The 14,735-nt window shown below is 76.1% G+C and carries 11 protein-coding genes; 6 read left to right on the top strand and 5 right to left on the bottom strand.

The genetic code is table 11. The features are described from left to right. Positions 1-40 precede the first annotated feature (40 nt). Positions 41-2,110 carry a RecQ family ATP-dependent DNA helicase gene (locus HS045_RS00450; RefSeq protein WP_196450968.1) on the top strand — a complete coding sequence of 690 codons (2,070 nt, stop codon included), beginning with the start codon at positions 41-43 and terminating at the stop codon, positions 2,108-2,110. Positions 2,111-2,293: 183 nt separating this feature from the next. Here HS045_RS00450 and HS045_RS00445 read toward each other — a convergent pair whose 3' ends face one another. Then, positions 2,294-3,187 (bottom strand): carbohydrate kinase family protein, encoded by an 894-nt coding sequence (locus HS045_RS00445; protein ID WP_196449199.1) that lies wholly within the window; start codon positions 3,185-3,187, stop codon positions 2,294-2,296. Positions 3,188-3,365: 178 nt separating this feature from the next. On the opposite strand from HS045_RS00445, the gene HS045_RS00440 reads away from it, so the two are divergent. From HS045_RS00440 to HS045_RS00425, 4 genes are read left to right on the top strand one after another with little or no spacing between them, the layout of a single operon-like run. Continuing rightward, the gene (locus HS045_RS00440; protein WP_307827332.1) at positions 3,366-6,161 is read left to right on the top strand and encodes a bifunctional GNAT family N-acetyltransferase/acetate--CoA ligase family protein; all 2,796 of its coding nucleotides are present in this window, start codon (positions 3,366-3,368) and stop codon (positions 6,159-6,161) included. 56 nt (positions 6,162-6,217) lie between these two features. Continuing rightward, a complete protein-coding gene (locus HS045_RS00435; protein ID WP_196449198.1) occupies positions 6,218-6,811 on the top strand; it encodes a DUF5998 family protein in 594 nt (197 codons plus the stop codon). Next, complete coding sequence (locus HS045_RS00430; protein WP_307827331.1) at positions 6,808-7,923, top strand: alkaline phosphatase family protein; 1,116 nt, start codon at positions 6,808-6,810, stop codon at positions 7,921-7,923. Before HS045_RS00435 ends, HS045_RS00430 begins: the two co-directional genes overlap by 4 nt. Continuing rightward, positions 7,920-8,732 (top strand): sulfurtransferase, encoded by an 813-nt coding sequence (locus tag HS045_RS00425; RefSeq protein WP_196449197.1) that lies wholly within the window; start codon positions 7,920-7,922, stop codon positions 8,730-8,732. The genes HS045_RS00430 and HS045_RS00425 overlap by 4 nt, the downstream gene beginning before the upstream one ends. On the opposite strand, the gene HS045_RS35980 is transcribed toward HS045_RS00425, so the two are convergent. The 4 genes from HS045_RS35980 to HS045_RS00405 all read right to left on the bottom strand — a co-directional run bounded on the left by HS045_RS35980 (position 8,645) and on the right by HS045_RS00405 (position 13,604). Continuing rightward, positions 8,645-11,266: a CHAT domain-containing tetratricopeptide repeat protein gene (locus tag HS045_RS35980; protein WP_196449196.1), complete on the bottom strand. Its 2,622-nt coding sequence runs from the start codon at positions 11,264-11,266 to the stop codon at positions 8,645-8,647. The genes HS045_RS00425 and HS045_RS35980 overlap by 88 nt on opposite strands. Positions 11,267-11,451: 185 nt before the next feature. Then, positions 11,452-11,925, bottom strand: coding sequence for a hypothetical protein (locus HS045_RS00415; RefSeq protein WP_196449195.1), 474 nt, complete (start codon positions 11,923-11,925; stop codon positions 11,452-11,454). After that, a complete protein-coding gene (locus HS045_RS00410; protein ID WP_196449194.1) occupies positions 11,922-12,479 on the bottom strand; it encodes an RNA polymerase sigma factor in 558 nt (185 codons plus the stop codon). Before HS045_RS00410 ends, HS045_RS00415 begins: the two co-directional genes overlap by 4 nt. Positions 12,480-12,539: 60 nt before the next feature. After that, entirely contained in the window at positions 12,540-13,604 is a 1,065-nt protein-coding gene (locus HS045_RS00405) for a S8/S53 family peptidase (protein WP_196449193.1), read from the bottom strand. 388 nt (positions 13,605-13,992) lie between these two features. Between HS045_RS00405 and HS045_RS00400 the strand changes: the two genes are divergently transcribed. Next, on the top strand, positions 13,993-14,487 hold the full coding sequence (locus HS045_RS00400) for a DUF3145 domain-containing protein (RefSeq protein ID WP_196449192.1): 495 nt from the start codon (positions 13,993-13,995) through the stop codon (positions 14,485-14,487). Positions 14,488-14,735 lie beyond the last annotated feature (248 nt).

The following is a 14,735-nucleotide window of genomic DNA, read 5'->3' as shown; positions in this document are numbered from 1 at the left end:
CACCGGGACCTGATAGCAATGACCGGTGAGCGAAGAGCAGATGCTGCGCCAGGAGGCCGAGGAGCGCCTGCGGGCGCTCGCCGGAGAGCACGCCCGGCTGCGCGACGACCAGTGGGCGGCGATCAAGGCGCTGGTCATGGACCGGCGCCGGGTCCTGGTCGTGCAGCGCACCGGCTGGGGCAAGTCGGCGGTCTACTTCATCGCCACCGCGCTCCTGCGCGAGCTGGGCGAGGGGCCGACCGTCATCGTCTCGCCGCTGCTGGCCCTGATGCGCAACCAGATCGCCGCCGCCGAGCGGGCCGGGATCCACGCGGTCACCGTCAACTCGGCCAACCCCGAGGAGTGGGAGCAGATCTACGGGCAGGTGGCCGAGGGCGCGGTCGACGTGCTGCTGGTCAGCCCCGAGCGGCTCAACAACCCCGAGTTCCGCGATCAGGTCCTGCCGGAGCTCGCCGAGAGCGCGGGCCTGGTCGTGGTGGACGAGGCGCACTGCATCTCCGACTGGGGCCACGACTTCCGCCCCGACTACCGGCGGCTGCGCACGCTCTTCGAGGAGCTGCCCGAGGGCGTGCCGGTGCTGGCCACCACCGCCACCGCCAACGCCCGCGTCACCCGTGACGTCGCCGAGCAGCTCGGCGAGGAGACGCTCGTGCTGCGCGGGCCGCTGGAGCGCGAGAGCCTCCACCTGAGCGTCGTACGGCTCCGCGGCGCCGAGCAGCGCCTGGCCTGGCTCGCCCAGGCCCTGCACGAGCTGCCCGGCTCCGGCATCGTCTACACCCTCACCGTGGCCGCCGCCCAGGAGATCGCCGCCTACCTGCGCGAGCAGGGCCACGAGGTGGCCGCCTACTCCGGCCAGACCGAGCAGGCCGAGCGGCTCGCCGCCGAGCAGGCGCTGCTCGACAACAAGATCAAGGCGCTGGTCGCCACCTCCGCGCTGGGCATGGGCTACGACAAGCCCGATCTGGGCTTCGTCGTCCACGTCGGGGCTCCGCCGTCGCCGGTCGCCTACTACCAGCAGGTCGGCCGTGCCGGTCGCGGGGTCGAGCGGGCCGAGGTGATCCTGCTGCCGGGTGCCGAGGACCGGGAGATCTGGTCCTACTTCGCCTCGCTGGCCTTCCCGCCCGAGCAGGTCGTGCGCACCGTGCTGGCGGCGCTGGCCGACGGCGGGGTCATGTCCACGGCCGCACTGGAGAGCCGGGTCGACCTCAGCCGGACCCGGCTGGAGAGCATGCTCAAGGTCCTGGACGTCGACGGCGCGGTGCGCCGGGTCAAGGGGGGCTGGGAGGCCACCGGCGAGCCGTGGGACTACGACGCGGACCGCTACGCCCGGGTCGCCGCCGAGCGCGAGGCCGAGCAGAAGGCCATGCTCGACTACCTCGACACCGCCGGGTGCCGTGAGGAGTTCCTCCGCCGCCGGCTGGACGACGACTCCGCCACGCCGTGCGGGCGCTGCGACAACTGCACCGGGACGCACCGCTCGCCCGAGGTCGAGGCCCGCGCGGTCGAGCGCGCCGCCGAGAGCCTGCACCGGCCCGGCGTGGAGATCGAGGCGCGCCGGCAGTGGCCGTCCGGGCTGAGCGACCTCAAGGGCCGGATCAAGCCCGAGCTGGGCGCCGAGCCCGGCCGGGTCCTGGGCCGGCTCACCGACATCGGCTGGGGCAACCGGCTGCGCGGGCTGCTGGCCGAGGGCGCCCCCGACGGCCCGGTCCCCGACGACGTGTTCGCCGCGGTGGTCACCGTGCTCTCGTCGTGGGAGTGGGCGCAGCGCCCGGTCGCCGTGGTCGCGGTGCCGTCGGCCACCCGCCCGGTGCTGGTCCGCAGTCTGGCCGAGCGGCTGGCGCAGGTCGGCCGCCTGTCCTACCTGGGCGACCTGGGCTACCGGTCGGGGCCGCCCGCGCGGCGCTTCAACAGCGCCCAGCGGGTCCAGGCCATCCGGGCCACGCTCGCCATGCCCTCCGCCCTCGGCGCGGCGGTCGCCGAGGCGGGCGGCCCGGTCCTGCTGGTCGACGACCGCGTCGACACCGGCTGGACCATGACGCTGGGGACCGCGCTGCTCCGCCACGCCGGAGCCCCGGCCGTGCTGCCCCTCGCCCTGGCGGTGACGAGCTAGCCCGCACCATGCGGGCGCGTCACGGGTCTGCACAGGGCGGGGAGCCGGAGGGGACCCGCGAAGCGGCCGGGCCGACGGACGCGGCGCACCGGCGCGCCGTCACCGGACATGAGCGGGTGGCCCGGTGGGGCGGACACGCTCCGGGCAGTCCGCCGGTCAGAGGCGCTCCGGGCAGTCCGCCGGTCAGAGGCGGGGGCGGGCGCCGAGGTGGGCGATGGCCCTGGCGGCCAGGCGGTTGCCCGCGGCGAGAGACTCGGCCGGGGGCTTGCCCTCCAGCCAGGCCGGCAGGAAGCCCGCGGTGAACGCGTCGCCGGCGCCGGTGCCGTCGACCACGCGCTCCACGGACTCGGCGGAGGCCCGGACCGGTTCGCTGCGGCTGTTGGAGTACCACAGCGAGCCCTCGTCGTTGAGCTTGATCACGACCTGGGGGAACCAGGCGGTGAGCACCTTGGCGGCGGCGGCCGGATCGTCGCGGCCGGTCAGGACCTTGGCCTGGTCGGCGTTGGCGAACAGCAGCTTGGCGTTCTGGGTCCACTCCAGGAACGGCTCGGCGCCGGTGCGCTCCAGCGGGGCCGAGGAGGCACAGTCGACCGAGACGGTCATCCCGGCGCGGCCGGCCATCTCCAGGGCCGCCAGGCCGGCCTCACGCGAGCCCTCGTTGATCAGGGTGTAGCCCGACAGGTGCAGGTGGCCGCCCTGGGCGAACAGGTCGCGGGGGAGGTCCTCGGGGGACAGTGCCGCGTTGGCGCCCGGGTCGGAGAGCATGGTCCGCTCGCCCTTGTGGGTGACGAGCACCACGCAGGTGCCGGTGGGGCGCTCGGGGTCCATGACGAGCCGGGCGTCGACGCCGTACCCCATGAGTTCCATGTCGCGGTTGCGGCCGGTGATGTCGGCGCCGCGGCGGCCGATGAAGGCCACCTCCGCGCCCTCCACCGCCAGCCAGGAGGCGATGTTGGCGCCCGACCCCCCGCCGTGCATCGTGACCACGGCCGGCGTGTCGCTGGCCCGGGCCAGCGGATAGCGAGCCCGCGCGACCGCGTCGGTCATGAGATCGCCCACCACGACCACCCGCGTCATGATGTCCACCGCCTTGTGACTTCGATGCCGAACATGCTTAGGGGACCGCGAAAAACCTAACAGTTTCCCGCCTGGATGGGGGCACCGGATCGGACACGGGACCGCAGTCGATGCACAAGCGTTGCGCTAACCCACCCGGCTGGTCCGACATGTGGGATTCGCGTCTACCCTCGGGACTGTGGAGGCTCAATACCCCGCCCACTGGGAGGCGGACGTCGTCCTGTCCGACGGCGGCACCGCGCACGTGCGCCCGATCCGGCCCGCCGACGCCGACCGGCTCAGGACCTTCTACTCCCGGCTGTCCGAGGAGTCGATCTACTTCCGCTTCTTCGGCCCCCGCCCCCGCCTGTCGGACCGGGAGGTGACCCGCTTCACCAACGTCGACTACGTGGACCGGGTCGCGCTGATCGCGACGATCGGCACCGAGATGGTGGCCGTGATCCGCTACGACCGGATCGACGCGGAGGAGGCCGAGGTGGCCTTCCTCGTCGAGGACGCCCACCAGGGCCGCGGCGTCGCCTCGGTCCTGCTGGAGCACCTGGCCGAGACCGCGCGCGAGAACGGCATCGCCCGGTTCGTCGCCGACGTGCTGCCCGCCAACCAGAAGATGATGGGCGTGCTCAAGCAGGCCGGCTACACCGCGCGCAGCCGCTTCGCCGACGGCGTGGTGCGGATGACCCTCGACCTCACCCCGACCGAGACCTCCCAGGCGGTGACCGCCTCCCGCGAGCACCGGGCCGAGGCCCGCTCCATCGAGCGGCTGCTGACCCCCGGCTCGGTGGCGGTGGTCGGCGCGGGCCGCGAGCCCGGCGGCGTCGGCCAGACCGTGCTGCGCAACCTGCTCGGCGCGGACTTCGCCGGCCCGGTCTACCCGGTCCACCGCGAGGCGCGGGCCGTCGCGGGGGTCCGGGCCTACCCGAGCGTGACGGCCATCGACGGCGAGGTGGACCTGGCGGTGCTGGCCGTACCGGCCGACGGGGTGATCGACGTGGTCAAGGAGTGCGCGGAGAAGGGCGTGCGCGGGCTGATCGTGGTCTCCTCCGGCTTCGGCGAGACCGGTGCGGAGGGGCGGGCCCGGCAGGACGAGCTGGTCCGCATCGCCCGCGCGTACGGCCTGCGCGTCGTCGGCCCCAACTGCCTGGGCATCGCCAACACCGACCCCGCCGTCCGGCTGAACGCCACCCTCGCCGCGACCGTCCCCGGCCGGGGCCGGGTCGGCTTCTTCAGCCAGTCGGGCGCGCTGGGCACGGCGCTGCTGCAGCGGGTCGCCCAGCGCGGCATGGGCATCTCCTCGTTCGTCTCCGCGGGCAACCGGGCCGACGTGTCCGGCAACGACCTGCTGCAGTACTGGGAGGAGGACGCCGCCACCGACGTGATCCTGCTCTACCTGGAGTCGCTGGGCAACCCGCGCAAGTTCGCCCGGCTGGCCCGGCGCATCTCCCGGCGCAAGCCGATCGTCGTGGTCAAGAGCGGCGGCACCACTCAGGGCGTGCCCGTCGGTCACGCCGCCCAGGTGCTCGGCCTGCCCGACACCGCGCTCAGCGCGCTGTTCGAGCAGGCCGGGGTGATCCGGGTGGACGACCTGATCCAGCAGTTCGACGTGGCGCAGCTCCTGGCCCACCAGCCGCTGCCCGCCGGTCCGCGGGTCGGCCTGGTCGGCAACTCCGACGCGCTGGCGCTGCTGGCCGTGGACGCGTGCGCGCGCGCGGGGCTGGAGCCCCGGCCGCCGGTGAACCTCGGCGCGCGCGCCGGGGCCGCCGAGTTCGGCGCGGCCCTGGCCGCCCTGCTCCCGGAGGTGGACGCCGCGGTCGCGATCTACATGCCGCCGATCCCGGGACGGGCCGGCGAGGTCGCCGCGGAGCTGCTGCGCGTCGCGCGCGAGGGCGGCAAACCGGTGCTGGCCACCTTCGAGGGGCAGCTCGGCATGCCCGCGGAGCTGCGGGTCGGGGCGGAGGTGCCCGAGCGGGGCTCCATCCCGTCCTACGCGGCGCCCGAGGAGGCGGTCCGGGCCCTGGCCCACGTCGTGCGGTACGCGCGCTGGCGGGAGCGGCCCGCCGGCGCGCCGGTGGAGGAGCTCGACGACGTCGACGCCGCCGCCGCGAGGGCGCTCGTCGAGCGGCTGCTGGCGGCCCCGCCCGCAGGGGGCCCGTCCGGCGGGGCGGCGCCGGACGGCGCTCCGTCCGCGGAGAGCGGGGAGAGCGGGGAGAGCGGGGAGTTCCTGGAGAGCGGGGAGAGTGCGGAGTTCCCGGAGAGCGGGGGGACCGCGCCGGTCGCGGCGGTGACCGCAGGGGAGACCGGCGAGCGCGTCCCCGCCGAGGCGGAGGTCGCGGAGTTGCTGGCGCACTACGGGCTGACGGTCTGGCCCGCCGAGGTCGTCGGCTCGCCGGAGGCGGCCGTGGCGGCGGCCGAGCGGCTGGGCTGGCCGGTGGTGCTCAAGGCCGCCGACCCCGAGGCGGCCAAGCGGGCCGGCACGGTCCGGCTCGGCCTGGCCGGCCCGGACGGGGTGCGCGACGCCTTCGCCGACCTGCTCCGCCAGCTCGGTCCCGACGCCGTGCTCGCCGTGCAGCGCATGGTCCCCCAGCCCGCGGTGCCGACCGTGGTGAACCTCGTCGAGGACCCCGGCTTCGGCGCCGTCGTCTCCTTCGGGCTGGGCGAGGTGACGGCCCGGCTGCTGCGGGACGAGGCCTACCGGCTGGCCCCGCTGACGCGCGAGGACGCGGCCGAGCTGGTCGAGTCGCCGCGCGCGGCGCCGCTGCTCTTCGGGGAGTACGGCTACCCGCCGGTGGCGGTCGAGGCCCTGGAGGACCTGCTGGTCCGGGTCGGCCGGCTGGCCGACGACCTGCCCGAGGTGGCCGGGCTCGACCTCGACCCGGTGCTGGTGGGGGAGTCGGAGGTCGTCGTGCTGGGGGCCCGCGCCGTACTGCGCCATCCCGGAGGACCGCGCCCCGACGGCGGGCCGCGGCGGCTCAGCTGAGGATCCGCGCGGAGCTCGGGGTGAAACAGACGCCCGGGACAGGGCAGGATGGACCCATGAGGGAAACCCGACTCTCGACCGCGGGCCTGCGCGAGGCCATCGACCGCAGCGGCTACTACCCCGACCTGGTGGCCGACGCCGTCGAATCCGCCCTGGGCAAGGAGCAGGTGGACGCCTACGTGGTGCACCACGAAGCCACCTTCGACCCCGCCATGGAGGTGCGCCGGCACGTCACCGTCCTGGTGCTCTCGCCCACCCGCCTGCTGGTCTGCCACACCGACGAGCACCCGGCGGTGGAAGGAGTCTCGGCGTCCCACGCCTCCACGACCACCGAGGCCGTGCTCCTGCGCCGGATCCAGTCCGTGGCGGTCACCCGCGTCGTCCCCGATCCCGCCTCCTACGTCCCGGGCGTGCCGCCCACCGAGGTCACGCTCACCATCGGCTGGGGGGCGATCTCCCACGTCGACCTGGAGCCGGCCACCTGCGGCGACGAGAACTGCGAGGCCGACCACGGCTACACCGGCGCGGTCACGGCCGACGACCTCTCCCTGCGGGTGAGCGAGGCCGCCGACGGCCCCGAGGCCGTCTCCCACGTGCTGGCCTTCGCCAAGGCGCTGTCGGAGGCCACCGCCCGCGCCGCCGTCTCGTGAGCCCCCTCGTCCCGGCGTACGGCGAGGCGTCGCTGGCCGACCTGTCCTCCTCGCTCCTGGCCGTGCTGGGAATGGACGGCGCCAACCCGCTGGGGCTGGTCCCCGCCGACCGGGTGCTGCTCTTCCTCGTCGACGGCCTGGGCGCGGAGCTGCTGCGCGCCCACCCCGAGACGGCCCCCTTCCTGTCGGCGCGGGCGGGCCGGACGCTGACCGCGGGCTTCCCCGCCACCACGGCGACCAGCCTGGGCACGCTCGGCACCGGCCTGCCGCCCGGCGAGCACGGCATGCTCGGCTACCAGCTGGCCGTTCCCGGGGCGGGCTACCTGTTCAACTGCCTGCGCTGGACCGCGTTCGGGCCGCTGGTCGCGCCCGAGGAGTGGCAGCCCACCGCGACCGTCTTCGAGCGCGCGGCGGCGGCCGGGATCAGCGTCAGCTACGTGGCCCCGGCCCACTTCGAGGGCACCGGCTTCAACCAGGCCGTCTACCGGGGTGTCCGCTTCGTGGGCGCCGACGCGGTCGACGACCGGGTCGAGGGGGTCCGCCGGGCCCTGGCCGAGCCCCGGGCGCACGTCACCGTCTACTACGGCGACCTCGACGCCGCCGGCCACATGTGCGGCTGGGGCACCCCCGAGTGGCTCGACCAGCTCGCCCGGGTCGACCGGATGGCCGAGCGCCTGGCCGAGACCCTCCCGCCCGGGTCGGCGATGTACGTCACCGCCGACCACGGCATGGTCAACGCCACCGACCGGATCGACGCCGACGCCGTGCCCGCCCTGCGCGAGGGCGTCGCCCTGCTGGGCGGCGAGGCCAGGGCCCGCCACGTCTACGCCGAGCCCGGGGCCGCCGGGGCCGTGCTGGAGTCCTGGCGGGGCGTCCTGGGGGAGGCGGCCTGGGTGGCCTCGCGGGAGGAGGCGGTCGCGTCCGGCTGGTTCGGCCCCCGCGTCCGGGCGGAGTGGCTGCCGAGGATCGGCGACGTGGTCGCGGTGCCGCGGGACGGGACCGTCGTCACCGCCTCGGTCGCCGAGCCGCTGGAGTCGTCGTTCACCGGTTACCACGGCTCCCTGACCCCCGCCGAGCAGTACGTCCCGCTCCTGGAGGTGAGCACCCGGTGAGCCCGCTGATCACTCCCGGAGACCTGGCCGCGCTGCCCGCGGCGTCCGTCCTCGACGTGCGCTGGGCGCTCGGCGGCCCGCCCGGGATCGAGTCCTACCGGCAGGGGCACGTCCCCGGCGCGGTCTTCTGCGACCTCGAGGCCGACCTGGCCGCTCCCGCGGGCCCGGAGGGGCGCCACCCCCTGCCGGAGGCCGGCCGGTTCCAGGCCGCGATGCGCCGCCTCGGCGTCTCCGGCTCCCGGCCCGTGGTGGTCTACGACGACGCCGGCGCCATGTCCGCCGCCCGCGCCTGGTGGACGCTGCGCTACTTCGGCCACCCCGACGTCCGGGTCCTCGACGGGGGGCTGCGCGCCTGGACCGCCGAGGGACGCTCCGTCTCGGACGAGACGCCTGAGGTGCCGCCCGGCGATTTCACCGCCCGCCCGGGGGGCATGCCCGTGCTCGACGCCGCCGCGGCCGCAGAGCTGGCCGCCGACGGGATCCTGCTGGACGCCCGCGCCGCCGAGCGCTACCGGGGGGAGGTCGAGCCGATCGACCCGGTCGCCGGGCACATCCCCGGCGCGGTCAGCGCCCCCACGACGGAGAACGTCGACCCGTCCGGCCGCTTTCACCGGCCGCACTTCCTGCGGGAGAGGTTCAACACCCTCGGGGCGGTGCCCGGCATGGCGGTGGGGACCTACTGCGGTTCCGGGGTGACGGCCGCCCACCAGGTCCTGGCGCTTCAGGTCGCGGGCATCCCGGCGGCCCTGTACGTCGGGTCGTGGTCCCACTGGGTGGCCGACCCCTCCCGGCCGGTCGCCACCGGCTGATCGCCGTACCCGAAGCAGGCGAACCCGGCCGTCCCGGTCCGGCCGGCCGCCGCGGCCAGCGCCGCCGCGGGCGGCCGGCCGGCGGCCAGCAGGCCGTGGAAGACCGTCATCAGCGCCAGGGTCTCGTCGTCGCGCACGGGCACCAGGCCGGCCACCACGCACCGGGTGCCCGACGCCAGGAATGCCCCGGCCAGGCCCAGCGGCGTCCCGTCGGTGGGGGCGTGCGCCATTCCCGCGTCGCACGCCGACAGCACCACCAGCTCCGGCGGCGTGCGGATCCGGAGCAGGTCGTAGGCCATGAGCCGGCCGTCGTCGAGATCGATGCCGGACAGCAGCGGGCTGCGCGCGCTGAACGTCCCGTGGGCCGCCAGGTGCGCCACGGAGGCCCGCTCCAGCGCCGCCAGGACCGCGCGCCGGGCCGCGGGGACCCGCTCGGTCCCCGGACGGCGGGCGGCCACCATGCGGGCCTCGGCCTCGGCGCAGCGCAGGCCCGGGCCGGCCACCGCCACGGTCCCGCCCGCGCCCGCCCCCGGAGGCACCGCCCGCCGCGCGGCCAGCCAGGCGGCGGCGCTCGGCGCGACCGTCACCGGCCGGTCCGCGTTCGACGGGAGCACCGGCCAGGGCAGCGTGTGCAGCGGCCCGGCGGGCACGATCACCAGCGGCCGGTCGCCCAGCCGGGGGAGCAGGGGGCCGAGGAGCAGCCGCTCCACCGCCGCCGCCTCCGCGGCCAGGCCGCGCGCGTCCCCGTCGAGCAGGTGCCGGCGGCGCAGGCCGTACCGGAGCCGGACGGTGGCCTCGGCCGCGGCCGCGAGGGAGCCCAGGCGGCGCAGCAGGACCCCGCCCGGGGTGACCGCGACGACGGCCAGCTCGTCGCGGTGGCGGACGAACTCGACCAGCGCGGCGCCGCCCAGCGCCGCGCGCAACTCCTCCGGACCGGGTACGGCGCCGCGACCCGCCTGCCCGGGTCCCCGGTCGCTCCGGGCGCGCCGGGCGGTCCCCGTGCCCGCCGGTTCCCGGACGCCTTCCACGCTGCCGGCGGCTGCCGTGCCTGCGGTGGCTCCGCCGGCTCTGACGTCCCCGGCGGCTGCCGTGCCTGCGGTGGCTCCGAGGCCCACGGCGCCGCCGGTGGTCGCCCGCCACCGCTCCGCCCAGGCCAGCACGGTCCGGGCCCGGCCGCTCCGGAGGGCGAGGGCCAGGCCCAGCGCCGCCAGCGGCTCCCCCCGCCGGGCGGCGCGGACATGCTCCAGGGGGTCCTGCGACCGGATCGCGTCGGCTCCGGTGGCCGCCAGTCCGGCCCGGGCCGAGGCGAGCGCGCCCCGCCGGTCGCCCGCCGCGGCCCGGCGCAGCGCGGTCGCGTGGTGGGCGACCGGTCCGGGGCAGGAGGAGGCCAGGAGGGCGAGCAGGCCGTCGGCGGTCCGCCCGTCGCCCAGCCGGAGCGCGAGCTCGGCGGCGACGAGCCGCAACGGCGCCGACGGGTGGCCCGCGCGGTCGAGCTCGTCCGCGCACGTCAGCATCTCGGCGACCAGCGGGTTCCCTGAGACGGGGTCGGCGTCCTCGCCCAGATCGAGCCGCGCGCGGAGCGTGATCTCGGTGGTGAGCGGGACCAGGCGGGTGCGCTGCTGGCCGATCAGTCCGGTCCGGGCCGCGTCGGCGCTCCGCAGGGCGCGCCGCGGATCGCCGGTGGACAGCTCGGCCCGGGCGAGCATCAGATGCGCCTCCGCCAGAGCCGTGCGCGCACCCGCGGCCTCCAGCTCCGGCACCGCCTGGTCGAGCAGTACCCGCGCCTCACCGGGCAGCTGCGCGGAGACCAGGGCCTCGGCCAGGTCGCAGCGGACGGTGGCCAGCCGCTCCGGATAGCCGAACAGGACGCGCTCCGCCCGCCGGTAGGCGGCGAACGCCGCGGGCAGGTCACCGCGCCGGGCGGCCAGGAACGGCAGGTTGCCCTCCGCCAGCGCGAGCACGTGGTCCAGTCCCGCGGCAGCGGCCAGCCGGGCGCTCCGCGTCAGGTCGGCTTCGGCCGCCGCGAACTCCTCGAGATACACGCGGGCGAGCCCCCGGTTCAACGTCGCCCCGGCCAGGAAGGCGGGGTCGTCGCCGAGTACGCCCTCGGCGCGGTCGCAGTGGCGGACCGCCTCGTCGTAGCGGCCCAGCCGGACCAGGGCCGCGGCCCGGTTCACGCCGAGCCTGCCCACCTCGGCCGGGGTGAGGTGGGGCTCGGCGACCGCCGCGATCGTCAGGGCCTCGGCGGGGTGGCCGAGCTCGGTCCTGACGTGGACGAGGAAGAGCCGGGCCTGCGCGGCGCGGTGGGGCAGACCGGCGGAGAGCGCGATCCGCTCGGCGCGGCGCAGGTGCTCCTCGGCCAGGTGCAGGTCCCCCAGCTCGCGCGCGGCCAGCGCCAGCGCGCGGTGCGCGACCGCGGCGGCCTCCTCCCGGGCCCCGGCGTCCAGGACGGCGCGGGCCAGGGTCCGGGCGCGGCCGGGATCGCTGCCGGACAGGCGGACCGCCCGCTCGGCCGCGGCGACGGCGGCGCGCACGGTGAGGGCGCCCGAGGCGACGGACCCTTCCGGGACCGGGCCGTCCCGGAGGGCGTCTTGCTGAACGGAGCCTTGCCGGACGGGGTCTTCCCGGTGAGGGTCTTTCTGAACGCCGGCTTCCCGGTGAGGGTCTTCCCGGACGGCGTCTTCCGGCGGGGCGGGCGGCAGGCCGGTTGGCGCGGCGGTCATTCAGGTCGGATCCGGGTCCAGCTGGTGGCGACGGGCGGACGCTCCGGACGGTGGCACACCACGCTGAACCAACCCGGCGGCAGACCGACGACGGCGAACTGCCCCGTGGGGGAGGGCGTGCGCGACTCGGCCCGGCAGGGCGTGCGGACCTCCACCCGCGCGTCCGCCCCCGGAGGAGGGCAGATCCGCCCGGCCAGGTCGATCAGGCCGCCGGAGGAGTCGACGTCCAGATCGACGGTGAGCCCGTCGGCGCCGAAGCGGAGCAGGTGGGCCCGGCCGGTGGAGCGGATGCCGGATGCCGCGGGCACGGGCAGTGGCAGGGCCGTGGCGGCGCCGGGGAGCCGCAGGCGGAAGGCCGCTCGGGCGGTGGCCGCGACCTCGTCGGGCACGGGGTCGTGCCCCGCGGCCAGACGGAGGGCGGCGATCAGCGCCGCGTCGTCGAAGGCGCCGGAGGAGGGGCGGCGCGTCATGACGCCGCCTCCTGCGGGACGAGCAGGGCGCGGAGCCGGTCGAGGCAGCGGCGCCGGGTCGGACCGTAGCTGCCGGTGGGCATGCCCAGGCGTCCGGCCAACTGGTGGACGCCCGCGTCGGGAGCCGTGGCCATGAGGCGGAAGAGCGACCGGCAGGGCTCGTTCATGCCTTCGACGGCCCGCCACAGTCGGCGGCCCTCGTCGGCGGTCAGCACGGCCAGTGCCGGATCCGCGGCGTACCCGCCGCCGGCCGGGTCGGCGGGCTCGACCGGTTCCGCGGTCAGCTGCTCGCTCCGGGTCCGTCGCAGCAGGAGGGCGGCCTCGCGCCTGGCGGTGGTGCACAGCCAGGAGGCGATCCGCTCCGGGTCGCGGATGCCGGGCAGGCTCTCGACGAGCCGCAGCCACGTCCCCTGCACGATGTCGTGCGCGTCCGCCGCGCTCAGTCCGTAGGCCCGGACCACGGACCAGACGAGAGGACCGAAGCGCTTGACCACCACGTCCCAGGCGTCCTGGTCTCCCGCCAGTACGGCCTCGATCGTGTGCTGGTCGACCACCGGCGCCTCCCTCTCCGACGGACACCCGTAGTGTCCGATCGATCACTCCGGGTGGAGACTTTACCTTGGGAGGGGGACGGCGGCTCCCAGATCGGAGATCTTCCGGGTGCGCCGCGGGTCGAGGACGTGGGCCACGGCCTCCTGCGGCGGCATGCCCCGGGCGGCCGCGGCGACGGCTCCGGCCACCACGGCGGTGGCGAAGGAGGTGCCGCTCCAGCGCGCGTAGCCGTGGAAGGTTCCGTATTCCAGGAAGGCGCTGGTCAGCCACTCGCCCCGGGCGCAGGCGTCCACCCAGGGGCCGTGGGCCGAGAACGGCGCCCGGTCCTGTTCCGCGGCGTCCAGGGCGCCCACGGCGACCACCTCCGGCAGCGCGGCGGGCCAGAACGGCCGGTCCGAGGCGGTGTTGCCGGCGCAGGCGACCACCGCCGTGCCGGTCAGTCCGCCCAGCGCCGCCTCCACCAGCGGGGAGGGCCGGTCGTCGAAGGTGTGGCAGCCGAAGGAGAGGTTGAGCACCTGCGGCGGATCGTCGCGGAGCCTGGCCAGCGCCCGCAGCAGTCCCGCCTCGTCGCCGACGCCGCGGCCGTCCAGGATCTGGAGGGGATGGAGCCGGGCGGCGGGGGCCGACCGCAGGAGCAGCCCGGCGATGAAGGTGCCGTGCCCCGCCTGGGCGTCCAGCACGCCGTCGCCGTCGCCGTCGGGCGCCTCGGAGGCCTCGCGCCGCCGCTCCAGGAACCAGGGGCTCTTCTCCCACCACGGGTGCGCGGTCAGGCCGGTGTCGAGCACCGCCACGGTCACCGGGTCCTCGTCCGGGAGCGGCGGGGGAAGCGGTGCGGGCACCGGGGCGGCCGGAAAAGGGCGGGACGCCGGACCGCCGAAGAAGAGGGGCTGGCCCATCAGGACGTGGTTGGGGGAGGCCAGGTGGCCCCGGTCCCGGACCGCGGCCGCCAGGTCGCAGACGTCCACGCCGGGCGAGAGCCGTATCCGGAAGATCCCGTCGGCCTCGGACGCCGCGGCGGTCCACCGGGAGACGGCGGTCATCCCGGCCGCGTCGGTGAGCAGCTGACCGGCCCTGATCAGGGCGGGCGAGCCGGGGACGGGTTCGACCCGCGCGATGTCGGCGTCCATGTCTGCTCCTCCGGTGTCGGTCACCGCGTCGATGGAAATCCTCTTCTCCGACCATGCCCTACGTGAATCTCCGGAGGGGGGAGGCCGGGATTTCTTTCCGCCGGGCCCGCCCTCCGGGAGCGTTCCCCCACGGGAACACCCGATCGAATTCGGTGGCCCTCGTGGTAATGCATTCGTAAAGCCGGGTAAAGAAACGGGCCGGACTCCTCCGATCGAAACGGTACGGCCCGCCCGTCGCGGTACGAGAGACACTCGCGTCGCACCATCTCGGTATGACCCCCCTCTGGTGCGACGTCGCGACCGACGGTAGTCTCTCCTTCAGTCACTTGTGATCATCCGCGCACGAGGCCGTTGGGGAAGGCGCACCTCGTACGAAACGGGAGGTCCGGTGTCTGCTCGTGGCGTGCTTTACGTCCACTCGGCTCAGCCCGCGCTGTGCCCTCATATCGAATGGGCGGTCGCGGGTGTCCTTGGCGTGCCCGTAGACCTGACGTGGACGCCGCAGCCCGCCGCGCCGGGCCATGTGCGCGCACAGGCCGAATGGGAAGGGCGGGTGGGAACGGCCGCGGCCATCACCTCCTCGCTGATGGGCTGGCAGCGGATCCGCTTCGAGGTCACCGAGGACGCCTCCCCGGGCTCCGACGGGTCCCGCCACGCCTACACCCCGACGCTGGGCGCCTTCACCGCGGTGATCGGGGCCACGGGCGACATCCTCGTGCCCGAGGACCGGCTGCGCTCCGCCATGCTGCTGGCCCGCCAGGGCCGGGTGGTCCTGGAGGAGGAACTCGACCGGCTGCTGGGCAGGCAGTGGGACGAGGAGCTCGAATCGTTCCGTTACGCGGGAGAGGGCGCCCCGGTCCGCTGGCTGCACGCCGCCGTCTGAGGCCGGACGGACCCGGACTCCTCCCGTTCCGTGTCCGCCTGCCGTACGCGCGTGGAGCGCTCCGAGGCCGCCTGCCACGCCGGGAGCCGGCGACCGCCCGGCCGGGCCCGGTGCCGCCCGGCGGGGAACGCCGACGGCCCCGCACGGATCACTCCGTGCGGGGCCGTCGGCGTTCCCCGGATGTCCGTCCGGATGTCCGCAGCGGGTCCTGACCGTCCGGCCGGGACGACCGCGGTCACGGTGGACAG

It is taken from the genome of Planomonospora sp. ID82291, assembly GCF_015711645.1.
In the GTDB taxonomy this organism is placed as follows: Bacteria; Actinomycetota; Actinomycetes; order Streptosporangiales; family Streptosporangiaceae; genus Planomonospora.
The sequence above is the reverse complement of the archived record's forward strand: the minus strand, read 5'-3'. Positions and strand labels throughout refer to the sequence as shown.

Coding starts and splice junctions, on each gene's coding strand:
- HS045_RS00450 (WP_196450968.1), top strand. CDS start 41: ATGCTGCGCCAGGAGGCCGAGGAGCGCCTGCGGGCGCTCGCCGGAGAG.
- HS045_RS00445 (WP_196449199.1), bottom strand. CDS start 3,187: ATGACGCGGGTGGTCGTGGTGGGCGATCTCATGACCGACGCGGTCGCG.
- HS045_RS00435 (WP_196449198.1), top strand. CDS start 6,218: ATGAGGGAAACCCGACTCTCGACCGCGGGCCTGCGCGAGGCCATCGAC.
- HS045_RS00415 (WP_196449195.1), bottom strand. CDS start 11,925: ATGACGCGCCGCCCCTCCTCCGGCGCCTTCGACGACGCGGCGCTGATC.
- HS045_RS00405 (WP_196449193.1), bottom strand. CDS start 13,604: ATGGACGCCGACATCGCGCGGGTCGAACCCGTCCCCGGCTCGCCCGCC.